The sequence below is a fragment of the Flagellimonas profundi genome (assembly GCF_017313275.1).
In the GTDB taxonomy this organism is placed as follows: Bacteria; Bacteroidota; Bacteroidia; order Flavobacteriales; family Flavobacteriaceae; genus Flagellimonas; species Flagellimonas profundi.
This window is the reverse complement of the sequence record NZ_JAFLNM010000002.1, coordinates 706,839-726,915: the sequence shown is the minus strand read 5'-3', so window position 1 is coordinate 726,915 and position 20,077 is coordinate 706,839. Positions and strand designations below refer to the sequence as shown.

The window sequence follows — 20,077 nt, the reverse complement described above, 5'->3', positions numbered from 1 at the left end:
AACTACTTTTTTTAATCCATTACGAACTTGAATCCCAGCCCAATATAATTGGCTTTGAGACCCGTAGTCCTATGATAGTTGTTATACTTAAAATCAATGCTCTTGAGCCCAAAATGCAATGTCCTGAACTTGGTGAAAATATCCGTGTAGCTGACCCCAAACCCAACCTGATGGGCATCATAGGCGGACAAATCAAAGTCGGAAGTGTAATACTGTTCTGTAGAAAGATGGGTGTCGAAAGGGGCAAAATAATCTATCTGATTTTGCGTGTAATACCGGTAGGAAGGATACAATGTAAAGTTCTGAGAAACCTTAACAGGAACCTCGATACTTGCCGTGTGCGCCTGCAGCCCCCAATCATCCAAATAATATCGGTAATAGGTGCGTACTGTAACCACCTCATTAAAATAGTGGTTCAAGCGTATCCCAACAGGAAACCTCATTCTGTTGTCCGGCAACCGCTCCATATCGTCTGCCAGCATAAAAACATCGGTGTTTCTGGAAGAAGCGTAATACGGTATACTGGCCGGGTTTCCAATAAAATAATTTGGAACGTCGGCAAAATACACACGCTGCATCGGATTGGCGAGCCATCCCTGTTGGCTCACCACATCGGCAAATAAAGACACCTGGGTATGCTTGCCCAAGATTTGGGAAAAAGATACCGATAGGGCAAAACTGTTCCGTTTTTTATCTGAAATCAAACTAAACCCATTAACAGGCCTCCAGGTGTCTGCTCCGTTTTTATCTGTCACAGCACCGCTACTGTCCAAAATATCAACCCTATTGAAAAATCCACTGTTCAGGTTGTTTCCCGCTTCCAGATAACTATCCAACTCGGTAGGGTATCTGGGCAACCACGTATCCAAAAACACACTTCCCTTTACACTTATTTCGGTGTTTTTTTCATTAAATAGCTTCGTAATTCCACCTCCAAAACCCAAAGACAGGTAGTCATACTCCGTGGCAAAGGACGCATTGGCATTCCATATCTGGTTTCTATCATCCGAGCTATGGGCATATGCCACTGTTATTCCACCCCAAGTATCCTGTCTGGAAGCTCCGGAAGAAGCGGCCCAAGGGCTTCCAATAGCACCTGAATAATTACTACCGTTGTCATCATCAAATTCATCGTCGTCGTCACCACCTACCCCTACACCAGAAGTACCGGACGCTCCACTTACACCAGAGCCGGAATTGGTCAGATCGAAGGGGTTCAAATTACTCGAAGATGCCGAGGTATAGGTCGAAATACCGGCATCCACTGTTAAAACATCATCGTCATTCAATGGAATACTTACCACAATGGATGGTGCGACATCCGTTAATTGTTCTGTGCCAATACCTCCTGTAACAGAAGCGTTGTTACCGGTTTGTTCATAATAGCTGGACAGAATATCCACCTCAGTGGACTCCAACACACGTTTTTTATATCCCTCGGTATTCGATTGTTGCGCCAGACCAACTAGCGGGCATAAAAACAATATCCAAATCGCTCTTTGCATCTTTAGATCAATTACATCCACAGCCACCTCCTGTTTTACCTCCATTTCCACCCGATGCACCTTCGCGATATACCTGATAATTGGTTTCAAACTTTGCGAGCTTTTTATCGGCCAGAACCATATCCGGATCATTGATGCTTACTTTATCATATTCGTGCAGTACCACACAGGACGACATACTTAACAAACCGCACAAGGCAATTAAAATCTTCTTCATATTTAACTTTATCTAGTTTGCTTTTCTATTTCTTTCAACGCTATGTTTTTAGAGGTAATCACCTTATTGTCCAGGTCCACAATAATGCATTCCACTCCTTTTAATTGATTGATAAAATCAAGACCGGTTTCAACTCCCATTACAAATATTGAGGTGGCCAAGGCATCGGCCAGTTCCGCATTCTTTGTGAAAATCGTGGCGCTCAAAATTCCTTTGCTGGGGTACCCGGTCCTAGGGTCTATGATGTGGGAGTAACGTTCACCGTTGAGAACGATATATTTTTCATAATTTCCGGAGGTGACGACAGACTGATTTTTTACTGGTAGCCATGAAAAAACCTTGCTTTTGTTCAATGGGTTAACAATGGCCACCATCCAATCCTTACCGTTGGGCTGGGTGCCCCAAGCATTTAAATCTCCTGACGCATTGATAATCCCTGACTTTACACCTTGCTCCACCAATAATGCCTTGGCCTTGTCCGCGGCATATCCCTTACCTATGGCACCAAAACCAATTTTCATTCCTTTATTTTTCAGAAAAACTGTTTGTTTACCGCGGTCCAATATGATGTTTTGGTACCCTACCTTGGCCACAGATTGTTTTATAGTTTCCTTAGGGGGCATTTCCGTAACAGAACCATCAAACTTCCAGATACGGTCCATGGAAGCATAACTGATATCAAAAGCGCCCTGGATCAAATTGGAAATTTTTAACGCTCTTTCGATAAGTTGAAATAGCTCCGGGTCCACTTTAATAGGTTTTAATCCGGCATTGCGATTAATGGCAGATGTCTGTGATAGGGGGTCCCAGGATGAAATAAGTTTTTCGATTCTGGAAATCTCCGATATGGCCAAATCAATATACTCATTGCCCTTTTCTTGATTTTCTGCCACCACGGTAAGATCAAACCGACTTCCCATCAATTTTAAGGTCCGCTGATACACCTTTGGTCCAGGCGTTGTATCGCTTAAAGTAGTCTGCAAACTTTCCGAATACCCGAAAATCGAAACGAGAAGGAACAGCATGGTGGTGATTTGCCTTATTATCAACATAACGGTATCCTTAAAAAGAGTTCAACTTGTTGAAGTAGGCTTTCGGACTTGTTTTTTCGTAACCGGCCTGTCCCAAAACTTTTCCAGATGGGTTTAAGACCACCACATACGGAAAATACCCATTGGGATTATACTTTGCGGCCAAGGATTTATTCTTTGCCTCCTGTGCTTCGGGCAATTGATTCTTTTTTCTTCGAGGAAAATCCGCCTTGAGCATCACAAAATAATCCTTTGCTAAATCCTGAAATTCACTGGAACTCCATATTTCGCGATCCAGCTTTATACATGGTGCGCACCAGTCGGAACCTTGGAAGACCAAAACAATGTTTTTATTGTTCTTCTGGGCCAAATCTTGAGCCTCATCAAAGTCGGTCTGCCAATCTTGCGCCAAGAGATCATGAGAGAAAAAAGTGCAACAGATGACCAAGAGCGCAAACCATTTTTTGTTGTCCATAACTAAGTATTAATTTCTTTTTCCAATACTTAGACAGCCAAAAAACGGAACACCCTATTTTTTTCTAATTATTTTTGTGCACTATGTTAAAGTAGTTTCGCCCAAAACAGAACATGACACAGGAAGAACCATCCATTTGTGAACAAAAAACCTACAATCAAATATTTCGTGCACACTACGAGGCGGTGACACGATTCGTTTATTATAAATGTGGGGACCTACAACAGGCCGAGGACATTGTACAGGATGTTTTTGTGAAACTTTGGAAATTGTGTTCCACTGTCTCTTTTTCCAAAGTAAAGGCATACTTATATAGGGCGGCCAACAACTCTTTTCTCAATGAAGTGGCACATGAGAAAATTGTATGGAAGCATTTGCAAAAGACAGCCCCTTCCGTGGACAATGAAAATCCAGAATATTTAATGCAAATGGATGAATTTCACGAAAAACTAAAGACCGCCATCGCTTCCTTGCCCCAAAAAGAAAGGGAAGTTTATCTTTTGAGTAGAGTGGAAAAGAAAACCTATTCCGAAATCGCAGAAATATTGGGGCTTGGCGTAAAGGCCATTGAACGTAGAATGAGCAAGGCTTTATTAATGTTAAGGGACCAACTTGGAAAAGAATTAAAATTTTAATAGGGTAAATGGTTGTTAAACTGTCATTTAAATAAGAGAGTAAATGCCTATGAAGGATACCTACGCCAATGAAGATTTTTTGGCCCGCTGGATTGCCGATGACTTAAGCGAAGAAGAGTTGTCCGGGTTCAAGACATCCGATGTCTATAAGGAAATTATGGCCATCGACGATGCGGCCAAATCATTGAGCGTAACTGAAATTGATGTGGAAAAGGCGCTCTCCCTTGTTACTTCCAAAAATCAAAATGCCCAAAAAGAGAATAAAGTAAAACGCTTGTGGGTGTTTTCAGCCGCAGCGGCATGTATTGCCATTTTATTTGTAGCCTACACCTATTTTTATGGAACCAAAACCTATTCCACCGGAATCGGCGAAAAAGAGACAGTGCTTCTTGCCGATGGGTCCATAATTGCATTGAATGCCAATTCCACACTATCCTATAAACGCTTTAATTGGGAGGAAGATCGTGCGGTCGACTTTGATGGGGAAGCTTTTTTTAACATTAAATCCGGAAAAGGGTTTACGGTAAACACCAATAAAGGAACGGTTTCGGTTTTAGGGACCCAATTTAACATTAACAACCGTAAGGACTTAAAGGTACAATGCTATGAAGGGACCATCACATTTAAGCCTATGAATGCAAATCTGTCCGCACTGGAGCTTACCCAAGGAATGGAAATACAAGTGGTAAATGGCAAAATCCATCAAAAGGAAATTTCCCAAAGCACTCCCGACTGGAGGAATGGACACTCCTCCTTTTCGGAGCAGCCACTTTCGGAGGTGTTGGACGAACTTATGCTCCAATACCCTGTTGAGTTCAAATGGAACTCAATTGATGTAAACCGAAAATTCACCGGAAATTTTACTCATAACAATCTAGAAAACGCCCTAAAAACCACGATGGAACCCATGGGTATCAAATATCATGTTTCAGCAGACCAAAGAATTGTTACCTTGTCTGAATAAGAAATGAGGTGTTTTATAACTGTATTATTTGTGTTCCTTCTGGGCATTTTCGCGTCCCATGCCCAAGAAAATCTATTCCTTGAATTTAGAGAAACCCCTTTAAAGGATGTGATCCAAGAACTGGAAAAGGAAACAAAGCTTAATTTTTCTTACGCCGAGGACCTTGTGGAGAATAAAACCATTACTGTTTTTGCAGAAGGTTTATCTTTTGATGACGTTTTAGGTCTCCTGGAAGCCCAGACAGGATTGCATTTTGAAAAAATAGATGGACAACCACAGGTAATCATTGTTCCCGTACCACTTAAAAAAAATAGCTGTATTTACCTTTTGGATCAAGAGACGCGCTTACCCATTTCTGAAAATGAGGTAATAGTGGACTCAACTATAGTACTTGAAACCGACAAAAGAGGGTTGATCCAGTTTGAAAACTCCAAAAAGACAGAGCATCGCATAGAAGCTGCCGGATATAAGTCCATAACCATTAAACCCAAAGAAACCTGTACCTCCATATACCTTACACCAGCATACAAGGTGCTCAAAGAGGTTGTCGTCACCTCCTATATTACTACAGGGATCGATAGGAATCGGGACGGATCTATAACCGTCACCCAAGAGCCATTGGGGTCTATCCCCGGACAAACCACACCCGATATCTTGCAAAGCATTCAACTTATTCCAGGCGTTTCCAGTTTGGACGAATCGGCTTCCGGAATACAAATACACGGGGGCACATCCGATCAAAATTTGGTGCTTTTTGACCATATCCGAGTATTCAATTCAGGGTATTTGTACGGCATGTTATCCAGGTTTAACCCGTATGCCACCGAGAAAGCCACTATTTTTAAGACCGCCACCAGTGCCGCTTATGGTGACAGGGTTTCAGGAATTATTGATCTTAGTACCGACAATGATGTGGCCAAAGCGTTATCGGGAGGCCTTGGAATTGATGGATTGAGCATTGATGGCTATATAAAGGCACCCATTTCAAAAAAGTCGTCGATATCGGTTTACGCCCGAAATGCCTTTTTGGACATTTACAAGACCCCTACTTATGAAGCCTATGCCAAGAAAATTTTCAATAACTCCGGTCGAATTACCGATAGCAGCGGTAACCCCTTAAACGTAAATTCTGATGATGGCTATACTTATGACACCAGTGAAAATGAATTTAGGTTTTACGATGTCAATGCTAAATATGTATACCGGCCATCGCCGGAAGACAAGATTTCCATTAGTGCATTAATGACGAGGAACCGTACACTGTTTTCCTTTGCCAGTGAGGGCGAAACCAAAAATGATTCATTGGCAACAGGCAATGGGGGCATCAGCATTAATTGGCTCCACAGCACCTCTTCATCGCAAACCGATCAGATCACAGCCTACTTTTCTTCCTACGATTCCTATTATCAAAATGAAGAATATATAGGAGAAACACTGGAAGAAACCAATATTAGGGGAAATAGGATAAGTGACTTTGGATTGGAGCTAAAATCGGATAGAATCTTTAAAAACAATGACCTGCTAAGCTTTGGTTACCAACTCTCGAACACCAATCTGGAAATTGACCTGAGCAGTATATCAACTATTGATCCAAACAACAATATGAGCCTGCCCGTGCAGGATAGCAACCTAAAAAATGTTCTATTTGGGGAATACTCCTTCAGAAGAAACAAGGGGGGAATTTTTAGGTTTGGGCTTAGAGCTGTTCATTATGGCAGTTTAGGAAACTTGTATCTGGAGCCTAGGCTAAACTTTGAGCTTACCGTAAACAAATCACTTAAAATCAGAGCAGGATTAGAGCGGAGAAACCAGCCCATTTCGCAACTTATTGAGTTCAACCAAACCGAGCTAAGGTTGGACAATAATTTATGGAGATTGTCAGACAATGCAAATTACCCTTTACTACAAAGCAAGCAGTTTTCGACAGGTTTGCTTTTTAACAAAAATGGCTGGACCCTTGATGCCGAAGCTTACTACAAAAGTTTAAAAGGGTTAACTTCCTACAGCCAAGGTTTTAATCTACCCCAACCCTACCTTAGCGAAGGAAAAAGTAACATTATAGGAATGGATGTATTATTAAAAAAGCGCATTCAGAACTACAGAATCTGGACAGGCTATTCCTATAGCAATGTGAATTTTACTTTTGACCAGATCCAGGAAAATAGTTTTGCAGGTAACAACGACATTCCCCACAGTTTTAGAATATCCAATAGTTTGGATGTAAATAACTTTCAGTTTTCAATAGGTTGGCAATACAGGTCTGGAACGCCATTTACCCCAATAAAAAACTATGATGAAGAAACTAAAGAGGTTGTTTTTGAAACCTTAAACAATGGTCGGTTACCTAATTTTCATAGATTGGATGCTTCCATAACCTACAAGTTCCCGATGCATCAGAATTCTTCGTTTATGCAGATCGGTTTTTCCGCATTGAACATTTACAATCGCATTGTTCCGCTCGCCATTCTGCATAGAACCACTCAACAAAACGACCAGCTCCTTTTGGAACAGGTAATACAGAGGAGCTCTTTGGGCTTTACGCCAAACCTTACCATAAGGGTATTTTTCTAAACCCAAAGTACACCAAAATAAAAAGCCCCGACATAATTGTCAGGGCTTTAATTTTAAAGTACCTTGGGAGTGTATTCGCAGATAATTTTATTTGATATGATTTGCACTTATTTGACTGTATATCAAATATTTAAAACGTTTTTTCTGTTTGTGAATTTTCCCTTCTTTTCGTAATTTTAGACAAAAACCGTCACTTTTACGTCACTTTTTTATGTCAGTACAACTTCGAAGCAGAACGTTAAAATCGGGAGCAAAAAGTCTCTATTTGGATATTCATCACAATGGTGAAAGATGGAGAGAATTCCTTAAAATAAAAATACTCCCAAAAGACAATTCTAAAATTGAAAAGAAAAGAGTTGCCGAAAGAATTCGAGCCAATAGGGAATTAGAGCTTCTTTCCAATGGTACCGGCCATATCCCACAACATCTAAAGAAGATGAATTTTTTCGTTTTTGCAGAAAATTACATTCTTAAATATAAAAACAAAGATGTACGTATCATAGCCAGTTCTGTGGAGAAATTTAAAAAGGCGGTCAACAATCCGAGATTAACCATTTCTGCTATCAGTCCTCAAACTATGACCATGTTCAAAGACTATTTAATTTATGATGCGGGTTTAGCTGGCGAAACAGCTCATAACTATTTCACAAGATTTAAGAAGGTATTAAAAGCTGCAAAGGTTCAGGGTTATCTAAATCAAATGCCGACATCAGACATTAAGTTTTCGAACCCCAACAAAGACGACACATTAAAAAAGCAAGTTTTGGATAAAGATGAATTACAAAAGCTTGTAGATACTAATTGTGGAAATGTCGCTGTTAAAAAAGCCTTCTTGTTTGCATGCTTCACTTCCCTTGGTCTTGCTGAAATCCGTAATCTCAAATGGAACAATATCAACAAAGGCCGTTTGATTACCCATAGGAACAAAACAGGTGAACTGATTAACAACAGACTCAGCCAAACCGCCATAAAAATTCTTGGAAAACCCAAAAACAAAGACGATTATATCTTTGACTTACAGTCCCTTAGTGACAATGGTGCCAACAAAGCCATTCGATATTGGGTAAAACGGGCCAAAATTGATAAACATATCACATTTTATTGTGCCAGACATACCTTTGCTTGTCAACTATTGATTAGTGGGGCCAACCTAAAAACTGTAGCTGACGCTATGGGCCATAGTTCAACTAGAAGTACTTTGAAATATCTTAACCATGTGCAAAGATTACAAGATGAAGCAATTGATAAGCTCCCTGAATTACAAATTCTTTGATAACTCTATTAAATATTGAGGAACCAAAAAATAAAGGACGTCAAGATAACAGTGTCTTGACATCCTTTATTAATATATACACCCTACTTTTAATTGCCCCTAATCCTTTCAAATTTTGATCTTGAATCCGCCGTTAACCACGAAACCATCCACTGGAGCATATATCTCAGAAAATTGCGGGTCGCTTAAATTGCCAGAATAAATAGTATCAAACCTTGTTTGCCTGGTATCCAGAAAGTTTTCAAAATTGAGGAAAATGGAAAAACTATCGCTCAGTTTCTTTTCGCTCATCAAGCCCACAATCCAATAGGATTGGCCTGTCTCCCCGGAAGAGAGCTTTTGAGGACTGTAATAATAGCCTTCCAGCCCGACCCATAAGTCACCTTCCTTCTCATACATCAGCACGTTGTTCAATCGATGCTTTGCTACTAGTGGAAAATCGGATACTGTTCCATTTTGATGTTGCTTGACATTGGCATGGGTATATCCGGTAAACAACTTAAAATCCCCGTATTTGATTTTGAGATTGACCTCTGCACCGCGGGTATCGACATATCCATTAGGTTGTTGAAAGGAATAAAAACCATTCCCTTCCGATTCCAACACCATAGGGTCATCGATTCGGGTATAAAATAACAGCGTATTGATGGACATGGTCATGCCCGGCATGGGCACCCATTTGTAATTCATATCAAAATTGCCACCCAAGGATCGCTCCAAATCCGTTTGATCGATAGCAATGGGGAGTACGTTCCTAAATTGTAACCGTTCTGCATCCTCCGTAAAAACCGTCGGGGTCTTATAGCCCATTCCACCGCCCAATCGAAATGTCAGTGTTTGACTTGGTTCGTAGAGTATGGATAACCTGGGCAAGACCATAGCACCATAATCGGAATGAAAATCAGTACGAAGACCGGTTTCCAAACCAAGTTCTTCATTGATTTGCCAAACATTTTGAGCAAATAATCCAAAGATTTGATAGGATTGGTCCAATGCAATGGACTGATCTTCCCTAGTATCGTTAAAATATTCCGTCCATAGATTGGTCCCGAACACCCATTCAGGACCATCCTCTGTACTGGTTGAAAAGTTCACTTCACTAAAGGAAGAACGTTGATAACCCGAAAAGTTAAAATCCGGAATCTGGATTGTACGATCGTAAAAACTGAAGCTGTTCTTGACTTCCAATCGATTTTGTTTGTTAAATGTATGTTTGAACCCCAATTGAGTGGAAACCCGTTCGGTTTGATTCGACTCAAAATATGGATTGTCCACAGGTTCTCCCTTTACATAGTCCATATTACCGCCGAGACGGTCTTCCCAAATGGCATTGATTCCCAATAACAGTTCGGTTTGTTCCCCAAGGTACCAATACAGTTTGGGGTTCAATGTAAATCGGTCGAACTCTGGAATGGCCGTAAGCCCAATATCGGCTGGGTCATAGGGAGTTCCCAAATTATAGGAGGCGAATACAGTGGTTCCCAGCTTTTTGAATTTCTGGGAATAGAAGCCGCTCAGGTCCAAGCCTAAGGCCGAAGTACCATTGGCCATGAAACTGAGTTCGGGCTCATCTTCAGGGGTCTTGGAAATCAGATTGACCAGGCCGGCTATTGCACCACCACCGTAGAGGGTGGAACTGGACCCTTTGATCACCTCTACTTGTTTGAGGTCCAAAGGCGCTATTTGCATCAGGCTCAACCCACTGGCAAACCCGGAATACAAAGGGAACCCATCCCGAAGCAATTGTGTATACTTCCCATCCAGCCCTTGGATACGGATACTGGAATTATAACTGGTGGCCGAGGTTTGCTGTGTTCGGATGCCGGTACTCTCGTTGAGCAACATACGGATATCGCCTGGTTTCATATTGCCCTTTTCTGAGAGCTCCTCCCCGGCAATGACCTCCACCCGTGTTGGGATGTCCTCAATGGTACGGGTACTTCTAGTGGATACCAAGGTGATCTCTTCCATTTCCTCGGTCTGGGGAACAAGATAAATGGTCTGATTTTGTTGTTTAGAATCCAAGGGAAAACGAAAACTTCGCTCAAGTTTTGCATATCCAACATAACTCAATTGCAATTGAAACGTTCCATTGGGTATGTTTTCAATATGAATTATACCCGACTCATTGGATATCGCCCCAACATCCAACGCGGGCAAAACGGCGGTCACGCCGATCAATGGTTCCTTATCAATGGAATCCTTGACCACAATGTCAAGGGTGTTCTGTGCTAGAACAGGTAACATCCCCATAAGGGAGAGTACCAGAAATACTTTGAATTTCATTTTTATGGTTTTTGAAGTATGATTTTCTTGGCCGAATCCACGGCCAAGCTTATTTTGTTAATGTAAACTATACTTCAAGGCTTCGGGGTGGTTTCAAATCGTGGAAATAGACCTCTTTTGGGTTTAATGCTTGATAATAATCTGTATTGGATTTGATAATCATTTCACACTCAACAAAATCCATTACCCTATAATAGGTCAAGGTAAAGCCGGAACATCTGCCACAGGTGTAGAATGGTGAACAGGGTGTTTCGCCCTCATCTGGGTCTTCACTTGATCTGTCCTCAAAGCAATCGTGGATTGAGGAAATTCCCATAAGGGTATCGGTTTCCGAACAACAAGGATATGATGAAAGGAATATGGTAAGCAAAGACAAGATCACTGCGAACACTCTCATACTTCAAAGTTATAAAATTCCAAAATCGTTCGTAAATATATGTCCAGGGAATATTTTGAAGTTTTTCAACCCCCGATATAAAATAAGATTAATAAGCGAAACCATTTCTTTTGACAGCCAAAATTTGGCACTTCCAAGCTCCATTTAATCGCCAATTTATTCCCCTTTGTCCCTGATCGAGGCTAGAATTCCAACTAGTAAGGACGCTGCAATGAAACCCAAAGAAAACCATTCCGGAAAAGTATAGTGATGTGCCAGTATAAGCTTAATCCCCACAAAGCTGAGGATAGCCACCAAACTGTATTTAAGGTGATGAAACCTATTAATCATATGGGCCAGAAAAAAATACATCGACCGTAGGCCCAGAATGGCAAATATATTGGAGCTGAACACCAAAAAGGGGTCGGAAGTAATGGCCAAAATGGCCGGAACACTGTCCAAGGCGAACAGGATATCGGAAAACTCGATGATCACCAATGCTACGAACAAAGGTGTTGCCGCCGTTATATGGCGCAGCTTGATAAAGAATTTCTGCCCTTGCATATGAGAGGTAATAGGAATGACCTTCCTTAAGTTTCGATAGACAAATGATCTTTTGGGGTTGAAGGCCTTCTGTTTGGACACCAACATCCGTATGGCGGTAAAGATTAAAAAGGCACCAAAAAGATAAGTCATGAAACTAAACTTTTTGATCAGTGCCACTCCAAAGAAAATCATCAGTGCCCTAAATACGATAGCTCCCAAAATCCCCCAAAAGAGTACACGGTGTTGATATTTCTGTGGAATATGAAACGACCCGAAAATCACTGCAATGATGAAGATATTGTCCACGCTCAACGATAGCTCTATAAGGTACCCAGTTATATATTTTAAACTGGCTTCCATGGGAGTCAGCGAATCAACATTGTCGATTCTTCCATTTCCATACAGCCAGTAAATGACGACCGAGAACAAAATGGACATCGTTACCCAAATTCCTGTCCAGATCGATGCTTCACGCACGCTAATAATGTGCGCTTTTTTATTGAACACTCCGAGATCCAATGCCAAGAAGAAAAAGATACCCAGAAGAAAAAAGCCCCAGACTGCCATATGGATTATATTTTAAAGGCCGAAAATAATTAAAGTACTCGGATGGGTAAAAAAACCTTGATATAAAATGGAACCGATATCAATTTTGACCTGACAATATTATTGAACAATCATTACTAACTGATACTGATTTAGTCCAATTTCCTGTTGCATTAATTCCATAATCATATTTGATAATTGTCCCAAACCTTACCACTTCTTCAGCGCAGGGATCCTGGCCTATTTTTGTAGCGTTTGGGAAGATGAGCGTCAAGCAAAAATAGGCTAGGGCGCCGCCCTACTTTTTATCCTTTTCCTCCATCCATTCTTGATAGAGTTCCTTTGCCTGTGGGCTTTCATCAAAAAATAATCTGTAATGAACCATGGCGCGCTCCTGCCCTTTTGAATATGCAGTCTCTTCCTTCTTGAATGTCCTAGACACCTGATAGATCGAAAAAGCAAGAACTAAAAGGATACAGACCAACAATCCCCATGACAGTTTTATGGCCCAACTGGGCAATAGGATTGACCGCTCCAACTTGTAAAGGATTTTATGCATCAATCTTTGCTGTTCGTCAATGGTCTTTTTTTGGTTGCTGCCATATACCGATAAAAGCGTGTTGATTTCAGAAGTATCGGGCCTTAACGGAAGGTTCCGTAAATTTTCATGCACCTTTTCCAATCGGCCGATGCTCTTCTCAAACCCATTGATCTCCTCGGTCAACAATTCCGCTATCTCGTCCAGTTTTGCCATGTTGTTCTATTTAGATTCCTATTCCCGTATCCCTGACCACTTTTATGGCCAGCTTGATGGTCTTCTTTATGATGGTCTGGGTCAGACTTGTCGGGACATTCACTGTCCTGCCCAAAAGCTGCATGCTCTTGTCCTTGGCGATCCGTTGTGCCATGTTCCTTTCAAAGTTCATTTGACGGGCGATCCTGCCCATGGACATGGACCTATGTACCTCGCTTCCCTTTAGGTTGGTTCCCTTGTACTCGAACCGAAACCCCTGTAACTGGTTCTGTCTGTTGATGCTCGGGATGACCTTTACATTGTTCTGCTCCATCGATTTGATATACTGGTCAAAGTCCCTTGGCCGGTCCCTGGCCATGACCTTTTCATGGATCTTCTGTATTTCAGAGCGGACATGTTGCATCCGGTACAGTTTTTCCTGCTGTGCTTCCCTTACCGTGGTAAGGTCCATTTGTTTGGCCACCCGCTCCGCCACTTGTTGGCTCCGCTTCCCGATGAAACTGTCATTGTAGGCCTTTCCCTGAAAGTTTATCCGATTGGCATACAGATGGACGTGTACATGTTCCTTGTCCCTGTGGACAAAGGCAACCGCTTGGTACTGCTTGAGGTTCATTTCCTTAAGGAACCGTTCGGTCATTTCCTTCAGCCGTTCCCTTTCAAGTTTCCTTCCGTCCTCTATGGTGGGGCTCAGCACAAAGCTGAGCGTGTTCTTTCGGCACAGTTCGTTCTGCTCTTGGATGACCTTGAACTCCTCGGTGATCTCTCTTGGGGTCTCCCCGGCCAGAAATTGACTGTGGATGATCTCGGATTCTTTCTCCTGGTTCATACCGTAGCTCATGGAGGCTGCGGTGTGCGATATGGATTTGCCCATGCCTATCATTTCCTGAAGTTTAAAAGGTGTTGTCGTATCTCTTCGGCCAGCTGCGCCGTTTCCTCTGCCAACTTTGGGTTCCGTTTTCGGAACATATTGGTAATCAACTTGAAGTTCCGTTGGTATTTCACCAATAGCTTATAGGCCTCTATCTGTTCATCCGTCATCCGCTCCACTATCCTATCATCAAAAGCGGCACGGCGGCAGTACTCACTGATAGAAAGACCGCTCTTTCGGGCCTTGACCTTCAGCAGTTTCTTCTCGTAGACCGAGCAGCGGAACTGGACGAACTCTTTCTTCATTTTCTCATCATCTTTTGCGACCTTCGGGAGCAAAAGCAAGATTTGTCATGACAATGACACATCTTGAATTCGTTGCCGAACTTCATCTTTAGTGCTTTTTACTTTCCATTCGTTGATATCCTTGAATCCTCCATAGAGAGAGGACATATCCCTACTATTTGGGCGCTTTTCCAATAAAAGTTCCGTCATTCCCAATCCTGTTTTATCCCTATCTAGAAATAGTTCTACATTTTCATATTCCCGTATTTCTTTTATCATCCGTTTTACAAAGGCCGTGGTGTTCAATACCAGTAGATCATGGCTGTTTACGATATACGGCATCAGCTCCATTAGGGTGAGCATATCGAACATGCCTTCCGTAACGGCCAATTTCTTTGATTTGTTTCCTAAAATCGTAACATCCTTTGGTGAGGTGGACCCTTTCCAATAGCTGTTCCGCAGCTCCCATCCTCCCGACCTGTTTTGGAGTCCAATGGCAAAGTATGTCCGCCCTCCTATTCGATAATGGATTTCTTTGCAGAATTTCTTTGCAGTTCCGGCCGATATCTTTCTGGAGATCAGATAGTTTTGAAGGGCCAGGTGTTCGATTTCCTTTTCCTCGATGATTTCAATAGGATTGGCCCTGTGTTCCTTCTTGGTTGGATTCGGCAGCCGGTGAAAAGAAAAATGGCCCATGTTCCCGGACAGTTGTTCCAATGCCTCCTTAACGGAACAGTTCTCCATTTTCATGACCAGGTCTATGGTGCTGCCCCCTTCGAAGGTCCCGAAGTCTATCCAATAGTTTTTCTTCAATGATACCTTGAAAGAGGCTTGGGTCTCGCTCCGGAACGGGCTAAGGAACCAAGCTTCTTTTTCCGTTTTCCGGACTGGAAAGTGCCCCAACTTGGCCAGCGTGGAAACGATGTCAATGTTGCGGGCTTTTTCGCAGTCCATGGTATTTATATTTTTTTCTCTCATTGTCTCAAATTTTGTTATTTCTCCTACCTTCTTACCTAGCCCAATGATGACGGGGTTTTACAAGCTAGGTTAGATGTTTTTTCAACTTACCTATCTTACCTTTTAGGTAGGTTAGGTAACCTTTAGGTAAGATGGAAGTTATATATCCTACCTAAGGTTTTGCCCCATGACCATTGGCATTATCCTGCTTTAGGTAACTAGGTAGGTATTATTCTTCTTTCTTTGCAAATTCCATTTCCCATGGGCTCCCCCCAAAGAGTGGTCGGGACAAATAGCCGTATACCTGTCGTTTGGGATGCTTTACTTTTTGAAAATCAAACCCGGCCAGTGCTCTCCCGATATTGATGTGGTTCAACCTAAGGTTGAGACATGCAATCTCTACCATGATATCCGAAGCCGTCCTGAAGTCTTTCATATGACTGGACTTTTCATAGTACTTGGCAATCACTTCCTGTTCAGAGGTCAATTTCGTGTACTTCCTGTTCCTTTCCTCGTTCTCCTGAATGTCCTCAATGGAAAGTTCGGAGTCAAAGCTGGGGTCCGAGTAGGCCAAATGATATGCCTGTGACCAAACCTTGTTGATATCGACCTCTTTTGAATACGAAAAATCTATTTTCGCCTTGAGCTCAAAACAGAGCCAACGGACCGACCCAGTCTCATCGTTCAAAAAGGACGACATATTGGTGGATCCCACAAAGGAACATATCCGTGACAGGGTGGTGTTTTTCCTATCATATGGCAGGCGTTCATTTATAAAGGTCTTGGAAAAAAATGACTTTAGGGCATTCACATCCTTTTTGGACAGCACGGCCAGTTCGTCCAGATTGTACAAAAAATTCCGGCACAACTGTATCCGTGCATCCTTGTCGTTACTGATATCCTCGGCCATATATTCAGCAAGTTCGGGCGGGCACAGAAATCGGCACCATGTGGACTTGCCCGAGTTTTGTCCCTGATGGGAAAGCACAAATGCCTGCTTGTTGAAATAATTGGGTTCAAGGGCACATCTAATGGCACGGACCAGCCATTTTTTGAAATGATAGTTGAAGGCCTCTTTCTCATAGGTCGGCACATAGGAAGCTAATTTTAGGATATGGTCCTCTCCGTCCCATTTAGGGAGGTTGTTGAAGTACTCCTTGATGGGATTATATTTGGGTATCCACTCAGATCGTATCAGAATTTCCAGTTTTCCGGTCGGGATATCCACCCCCGCTTTAGCGAGTTCTATGATAAGGGAGTTCAGGTTCAGATATTGCCACTCCCTGGAACCTTTAAATGCTATCTGGAAATCATGGGAAATCTCATTGTACATGATATCATACTTGGTTCCTAGATATTCCATCGTATAATCATATACCGTTTTCTTCTTTGGATCCTTGACAATGTACAGGTTGTTACCATCCTTAGCCGAACCCATTACCTGTTGTTTTTGAATGTGTGTTGCAATGCCTTCCCATTGATCTCGTCCTGGGATAACCTACTATTTTGAAGAAGCCAATCATTCAGCTTCTTCCTTTCAAAGAATATCATTTTTCCATTGGGCTTGGAATGCGGGATATTTCCCGAAGATGTCAGTTTGTACAGATAGCTTCTTGAAATCCCGGTATAGTCACAGGTCTCATCAAAGGTGAGTACTTCTTTGTTGGCTATCATGAGCCGCTCCAAACGATCGAGTCGTTCAAGTATCAATAAATTGTTCATTTGTTTTCTTTTTTTAGATTAAAAAATGAACAAAAGCACTTTTGTTTTCTATTGTAGAATTCTTTGAATAAAGGTAGAAATATGGGAAGCTCAGATCTTGGCCGTGCAGCATTAATTATTCACAATAATTTGATAAACAGATGATTATATCATTTTGAGCTAAACTCTAATAATTTTCATTTGGCAAATTCCATTCGGTTGGAATTGGAATCAATTGCAACCAATTTATTTTTTGAAAAATTGATTGGATTTGAGTTATCAACAATTGAAAAAGGGTTCAACCGGAAAAAATAAAAAGTGATTACCTCAAATTTACACTTCAAGGTTTAGATTGACCTAAACCCAAATTGAGTCAAGAATATGCCAGGAAAGTTATGTAAATCACCCTTAGTTAAGTTACTCCGAAAGTTATCGGTTTCTTTCATAAAAACCGTCACTATACCGTCACATCTAGAAACACAAAACCCTGACAATCAATTGACTATCAGGGTTTGAAAGTACCTTGGGAGGGAATCGAACCCTCACTCCCGAAGGAACTGGATTTTGAATCCAGCGCGTCTACCAGTTCCGCCACCAAGGCATTGGCACCACATTTTCAAATGCGAGTGCAAAGCTAAAAAATATTTTTTATTTATCACCAAAAAATACTTTGATTTATCCTTTAGCAACCCGAATTAATTCTTAAATTTGCACCTCCTTATTAAAAAGTACTTTAAAACGCTAGTTAACAAGAGATTGTAATGGCCTATCAAGTTCCGGAACCAAAAATTTTTGCTTGTACCCAAAGTGTTGAACTGGGCAAGAAAATCGCAGCTTCCTATGGTGCAGAATTGGGGAAAATCCAATTCTCACGTTATAGTGATGGCGAATTTCAACCATCGTTCGAGGAATCTATAAGGGGAGCGAGGATTTTTATCATCGGTTCTACCAACCCAAGCTCCGAAAACCTGATGGAAATGTTGTTGATGTTGGATGCCGCCAAAAGAGCTTCTGCACGACACATTACGGCCGTTATGCCCTACTTTGGTTGGGCCAGACAAGACAGAAAGGATAAGCCCCGTGTTCCCATTGCCGCGAAATTGGTGGCCAAAATGTTGGAAACCGCCGGTGCCACCAGAATCATCACCATGGACCTGCATGCAGACCAAATTCAAGGTTTCTTTGAAAAACCTGTAGATCACCTGTTTGCTTCCACACTGTTCTTACCTTATTTAAAAGGGTTAAATCTGGACAACCTATGCATTGCATCACCAGACATGGGAGGTTCCAAAAGAGCCTATGCCTATTCCAAAGCGTTGGAGTGCGATGTGGTGATCTGTTATAAACAGCGAGCCAAAGCCAATGTAATTTCCCATATGGAACTTATTGGCGATGTAAAAGGAAAGAATGTAGTCTTAGCGGATGATATGGTCGATACTGCTGGAACACTGACCAAAGCAGCAGATTTGATGATGGAAAGAGGTGCAGAAAGCGTTCGTGCCGTAACCACCCATGGATTGCTGTCCGGTGATGCCTACGAAAAAATAGAAAAGTCAAAATTAACGGAATTAATTGTAACCGATTCCATTCCAATAGCCCAGAATAAAAACAAAATAAAGATATTGTCCTGCGCCGATCTGTTTGCTGATGTGATGCACAGGGTTCACCACAATACATCAATATCTTCAAAATTTTTAATGTAAATCAATTTTAATATATAACAATGAAGTCAATTACAATCAAAGGATCCCAAAGAGAAAGCGTGGGCAAGGTTTCTACCAAAGCCTTACGTAATGCTGGAAAGGTCCCTTGCGTGCTGTACGGAGGGGATAAACCAGTGCATTTTTCAGCTGATGAAATCGCATTCAAAGACTTGGTGTACACTCCCAACGCGCACACCGTAGTAATTGAATTGGAAGATGAAAAGTTTGCCGCTGTTTTGCAGGATATTCAATTTCACCCTGTCACGGACAACATTCTTCACATAGATTTCTATCAATTGTTCGAAGACAAACCAATTACCATGAAAATTCCAGTACGTTTGGAAGGGAATTCTCCAGGGGTAAAAAATGGTGGTCGCTTACTTTTCAGAAAAAGAAAGCTTTCTATTCGTGCATTGCCCGATTTGCTTCCGGATTTTATCACAATCGATATTTCCAAGTTGAGAATCGGTCAGACTATTGCTGTAGAAACCGTTCTAAACGACGATTACACGTTCTTGCACCCAGATAGCACTGCTATCGTTCAGGTTAAAGCTTCTAGAACTTCTGTTGATGAGGAGCTGGAAGATGAAGATGAAGAAGGCGTAGAAGGTGCAGAAGGAGAAGCTACCGAAGGTGGTGAAGCTCCAGAAGCAGAAGCTGCGGAATAGCACTTTTTAAATCTAACAAGAGCATCCCTTTTTACTTAGGTAATTTGGGATGCTTTTGTATTTTTAGAAAAACTGAACGCTGTCGATGCTCAAATTATTCAATAAGCTTTTTGGTTCTTCAAAACAACTACTGCAAGAAACGGACCCCATGAAAAAATTTTTAATCGTTGGTCTTGGAAACATCGGACCTAAATATGATGACACCCGCCACAACATCGGATTCAAGATTCTTGATTTTTTGGCGGAACAGGAAGGTTTTACATTTGAAAGTTCCAAACTTGGAGCTGTTGCCACCTTTAAACATAAAGGGAAAAGTGTAGTTTGCCTAAAACCCTCCACTTACATGAACCTTAGTGGCAAAGCAGTAAAATATTGGATGGACAAGGAGAACATAAACTTGGAAAATATATTGGTGGTCACGGACGACATCAATCTTCCCTTTGGCTCCTTACGGTTAAAGGGTAAAGGTAGCGATGGAGGCCACAACGGGTTAAAAGACATTCAAAATGTACTGCAGACCACAAAATACAATCGTTTTAGATTTGGTGTAGGCTCCGATTTCAGTAAAGGCAAACAAGTGGATTATGTTTTGGGACAATGGGACGATGACCAGCAAAAAGCCATGCCCGAACGTTTAAAAATATCTGCCGACCTCATCAGGTCATTCATATTTGCCGGTGCCAAAAACACCATGAACCAGTTCAATGGCAAATAAAT

The 20,077-nt window shown here is 41.7% G+C and carries 20 protein-coding genes and 1 tRNA gene; 7 read left to right on the top strand and 14 right to left on the bottom strand.

Annotated features, from left to right (window positions below):
* Positions 1-11 precede the first annotated feature (11 nt).
* The 4 genes from J0654_RS12245 to J0654_RS12230 are packed head-to-tail and all read right to left on the bottom strand — an operon-like array spanning position 12 to position 3,228.
* Positions 12-1,505, bottom strand: coding sequence for a DUF3570 domain-containing protein (locus tag J0654_RS12245; RefSeq protein WP_207029616.1), 1,494 nt, complete (start codon positions 1,503-1,505; stop codon positions 12-14).
* A gap of 7 nt (positions 1,506-1,512) precedes the next feature.
* Positions 1,513-1,722: a DUF4266 domain-containing protein gene (locus J0654_RS12240; RefSeq protein ID WP_207029357.1), complete on the bottom strand. Its 210-nt coding sequence runs from the start codon at positions 1,720-1,722 to the stop codon at positions 1,513-1,515.
* Positions 1,723-1,730: 8 nt separating this feature from the next.
* Positions 1,731-2,747, bottom strand: a complete 1,017-nt coding sequence (locus tag J0654_RS12235) for an FAD:protein FMN transferase (RefSeq protein ID WP_237685978.1) — start codon at positions 2,745-2,747, stop codon at positions 1,731-1,733.
* 37 nt (positions 2,748-2,784) lie between these two features.
* Positions 2,785-3,228, bottom strand: coding sequence for a thioredoxin family protein (locus tag J0654_RS12230; RefSeq protein WP_207029353.1), 444 nt, complete (start codon positions 3,226-3,228; stop codon positions 2,785-2,787).
* A 113-nt stretch (positions 3,229-3,341) separates the two neighbouring features.
* Here J0654_RS12230 and J0654_RS12225 point away from each other — a divergent pair, with 113 nt between their 5' ends.
* The 4 genes from J0654_RS12225 (at position 3,342) to J0654_RS12210 (ending at position 8,671) form a co-directional block, all read left to right on the top strand.
* Positions 3,342-3,863 (top strand): RNA polymerase sigma factor, encoded by a 522-nt coding sequence (locus tag J0654_RS12225; RefSeq protein WP_207029351.1) that lies wholly within the window; start codon positions 3,342-3,344, stop codon positions 3,861-3,863.
* A gap of 43 nt (positions 3,864-3,906) precedes the next feature.
* Positions 3,907-4,827, top strand: coding sequence for a FecR family protein (locus J0654_RS12220; protein WP_207029349.1), 921 nt, complete (start codon positions 3,907-3,909; stop codon positions 4,825-4,827).
* A 3-nt stretch (positions 4,828-4,830) separates the two neighbouring features.
* Positions 4,831-7,398 carry a TonB-dependent receptor plug domain-containing protein gene (locus tag J0654_RS12215; RefSeq protein WP_207029347.1) on the top strand — a complete coding sequence of 856 codons (2,568 nt, stop codon included), beginning with the start codon at positions 4,831-4,833 and terminating at the stop codon, positions 7,396-7,398.
* A 211-nt stretch (positions 7,399-7,609) separates the two neighbouring features.
* On the top strand, positions 7,610-8,671 hold the full coding sequence (locus tag J0654_RS12210; RefSeq protein ID WP_207029345.1) for a site-specific integrase: 1,062 nt from the start codon (positions 7,610-7,612) through the stop codon (positions 8,669-8,671).
* Between the two features lie 108 nt (positions 8,672-8,779).
* Here the strand turns inward: J0654_RS12210 and J0654_RS12205 are convergent, their stop codons facing one another.
* The 10 genes from J0654_RS12205 to J0654_RS12160 form a co-directional block, all read right to left on the bottom strand.
* A complete protein-coding gene (locus tag J0654_RS12205) occupies positions 8,780-10,957 on the bottom strand; it encodes a TonB-dependent receptor (RefSeq protein WP_207029343.1) in 2,178 nt (725 codons plus the stop codon).
* Positions 10,958-11,024: 67 nt separating this feature from the next.
* Entirely contained in the window at positions 11,025-11,354 is a 330-nt protein-coding gene (locus tag J0654_RS12200) for a hypothetical protein (RefSeq protein WP_207029341.1), read from the bottom strand.
* Between the two features lie 156 nt (positions 11,355-11,510).
* Entirely contained in the window at positions 11,511-12,446 is a 936-nt protein-coding gene (locus tag J0654_RS12195; protein WP_207029339.1) for a TerC family protein, read from the bottom strand.
* Positions 12,447-12,723: 277 nt separating this feature from the next.
* Positions 12,724-13,179, bottom strand: coding sequence for a DUF6730 family protein (locus J0654_RS12190; RefSeq protein WP_207029337.1), 456 nt, complete (start codon positions 13,177-13,179; stop codon positions 12,724-12,726).
* A 10-nt stretch (positions 13,180-13,189) separates the two neighbouring features.
* On the bottom strand, positions 13,190-14,050 hold the full coding sequence (locus J0654_RS12185; protein ID WP_237685976.1) for a relaxase/mobilization nuclease domain-containing protein: 861 nt from the start codon (positions 14,048-14,050) through the stop codon (positions 13,190-13,192).
* Positions 14,051-14,055: 5 nt separating this feature from the next.
* Positions 14,056-14,385 (bottom strand): mobilization protein MbpA, encoded by a 330-nt coding sequence (gene mbpA / locus J0654_RS12180; protein WP_237685975.1) that lies wholly within the window; start codon positions 14,383-14,385, stop codon positions 14,056-14,058.
* A 12-nt stretch (positions 14,386-14,397) separates the two neighbouring features.
* Positions 14,398-15,309 (bottom strand): CHC2 zinc finger domain-containing protein, encoded by a 912-nt coding sequence (locus J0654_RS12175; RefSeq protein WP_207029333.1) that lies wholly within the window; start codon positions 15,307-15,309, stop codon positions 14,398-14,400.
* A 208-nt stretch (positions 15,310-15,517) separates the two neighbouring features.
* Positions 15,518-16,726 carry a virulence-associated E family protein gene (locus J0654_RS12170; protein ID WP_207029331.1) on the bottom strand — a complete coding sequence of 403 codons (1,209 nt, stop codon included), beginning with the start codon at positions 16,724-16,726 and terminating at the stop codon, positions 15,518-15,520.
* The gene (locus tag J0654_RS12165) at positions 16,726-17,010 is read right to left on the bottom strand and encodes a helix-turn-helix domain-containing protein (protein WP_207029330.1); all 285 of its coding nucleotides are present in this window, start codon (positions 17,008-17,010) and stop codon (positions 16,726-16,728) included. The genes J0654_RS12170 and J0654_RS12165 overlap by 1 nt, the downstream gene beginning before the upstream one ends.
* A 498-nt stretch (positions 17,011-17,508) precedes the next feature.
* A tRNA-Leu gene (locus tag J0654_RS12160) sits at positions 17,509-17,590 on the bottom strand.
* 160 nt (positions 17,591-17,750) lie between these two features.
* Here J0654_RS12160 and J0654_RS12155 point away from each other — a divergent pair.
* From J0654_RS12155 to pth, 3 genes are all read left to right on the top strand, one after another.
* The gene (locus J0654_RS12155; protein ID WP_207029328.1) at positions 17,751-18,692 is read left to right on the top strand and encodes a ribose-phosphate pyrophosphokinase; all 942 of its coding nucleotides are present in this window, start codon (positions 17,751-17,753) and stop codon (positions 18,690-18,692) included.
* Positions 18,693-18,712: 20 nt separating this feature from the next.
* Positions 18,713-19,360, top strand: a complete 648-nt coding sequence (locus J0654_RS12150; RefSeq protein ID WP_207029326.1) for a 50S ribosomal protein L25/general stress protein Ctc — start codon at positions 18,713-18,715, stop codon at positions 19,358-19,360.
* An 85-nt stretch (positions 19,361-19,445) separates the two neighbouring features.
* Complete coding sequence (gene pth, locus J0654_RS12145) at positions 19,446-20,075, top strand: aminoacyl-tRNA hydrolase (protein WP_207029324.1); 630 nt, start codon at positions 19,446-19,448, stop codon at positions 20,073-20,075.
* Positions 20,076-20,077: the final 2 nt, after the last annotated feature.

What these genes read in the sequence shown, in the direction of transcription:
- J0654_RS12245 (WP_207029616.1), bottom strand. Translation starts at nt 1,505, where the DNA reads ATGCAAAGAGCGATTTGGATATTGTTTTTATGCCCGCTAGTTGGTCTG.
- J0654_RS12240 (WP_207029357.1), bottom strand. Translation starts at nt 1,722, where the DNA reads ATGAAGAAGATTTTAATTGCCTTGTGCGGTTTGTTAAGTATGTCGTCC.
- J0654_RS12235 (WP_237685978.1), bottom strand. Translation starts at nt 2,747, where the DNA reads ATGCTGTTCCTTCTCGTTTCGATTTTCGGGTATTCGGAAAGTTTGCAG.
- J0654_RS12230 (WP_207029353.1), bottom strand. Translation starts at nt 3,228, where the DNA reads ATGGACAACAAAAAATGGTTTGCGCTCTTGGTCATCTGTTGCACTTTT.
- J0654_RS12225 (WP_207029351.1), top strand. Translation starts at nt 3,342, where the DNA reads ATGACACAGGAAGAACCATCCATTTGTGAACAAAAAACCTACAATCAA.
- J0654_RS12220 (WP_207029349.1), top strand. Translation starts at nt 3,907, where the DNA reads ATGCCTATGAAGGATACCTACGCCAATGAAGATTTTTTGGCCCGCTGG.
- J0654_RS12215 (WP_207029347.1), top strand. Translation starts at nt 4,831, where the DNA reads ATGAGGTGTTTTATAACTGTATTATTTGTGTTCCTTCTGGGCATTTTC.
- J0654_RS12210 (WP_207029345.1), top strand. Translation starts at nt 7,610, where the DNA reads ATGTCAGTACAACTTCGAAGCAGAACGTTAAAATCGGGAGCAAAAAGT.
- J0654_RS12205 (WP_207029343.1), bottom strand. Translation starts at nt 10,957, where the DNA reads ATGAAATTCAAAGTATTTCTGGTACTCTCCCTTATGGGGATGTTACCT.
- J0654_RS12200 (WP_207029341.1), bottom strand. Translation starts at nt 11,354, where the DNA reads ATGAGAGTGTTCGCAGTGATCTTGTCTTTGCTTACCATATTCCTTTCA.
- J0654_RS12195 (WP_207029339.1), bottom strand. Translation starts at nt 12,446, where the DNA reads ATGGCAGTCTGGGGCTTTTTTCTTCTGGGTATCTTTTTCTTCTTGGCA.
- J0654_RS12190 (WP_207029337.1), bottom strand. Translation starts at nt 13,179, where the DNA reads ATGGCAAAACTGGACGAGATAGCGGAATTGTTGACCGAGGAGATCAAT.
- J0654_RS12185 (WP_237685976.1), bottom strand. Translation starts at nt 14,050, where the DNA reads ATGGGCAAATCCATATCGCACACCGCAGCCTCCATGAGCTACGGTATG.
- J0654_RS12175 (WP_207029333.1), bottom strand. Translation starts at nt 15,309, where the DNA reads ATGAGAGAAAAAAATATAAATACCATGGACTGCGAAAAAGCCCGCAAC.
- J0654_RS12170 (WP_207029331.1), bottom strand. Translation starts at nt 16,726, where the DNA reads ATGGGTTCGGCTAAGGATGGTAACAACCTGTACATTGTCAAGGATCCA.
- J0654_RS12165 (WP_207029330.1), bottom strand. Translation starts at nt 17,010, where the DNA reads ATGAACAATTTATTGATACTTGAACGACTCGATCGTTTGGAGCGGCTC.
- J0654_RS12155 (WP_207029328.1), top strand. Translation starts at nt 17,751, where the DNA reads ATGGCCTATCAAGTTCCGGAACCAAAAATTTTTGCTTGTACCCAAAGT.
- J0654_RS12150 (WP_207029326.1), top strand. Translation starts at nt 18,713, where the DNA reads ATGAAGTCAATTACAATCAAAGGATCCCAAAGAGAAAGCGTGGGCAAG.
- pth (WP_207029324.1), top strand. Translation starts at nt 19,446, where the DNA reads ATGCTCAAATTATTCAATAAGCTTTTTGGTTCTTCAAAACAACTACTG.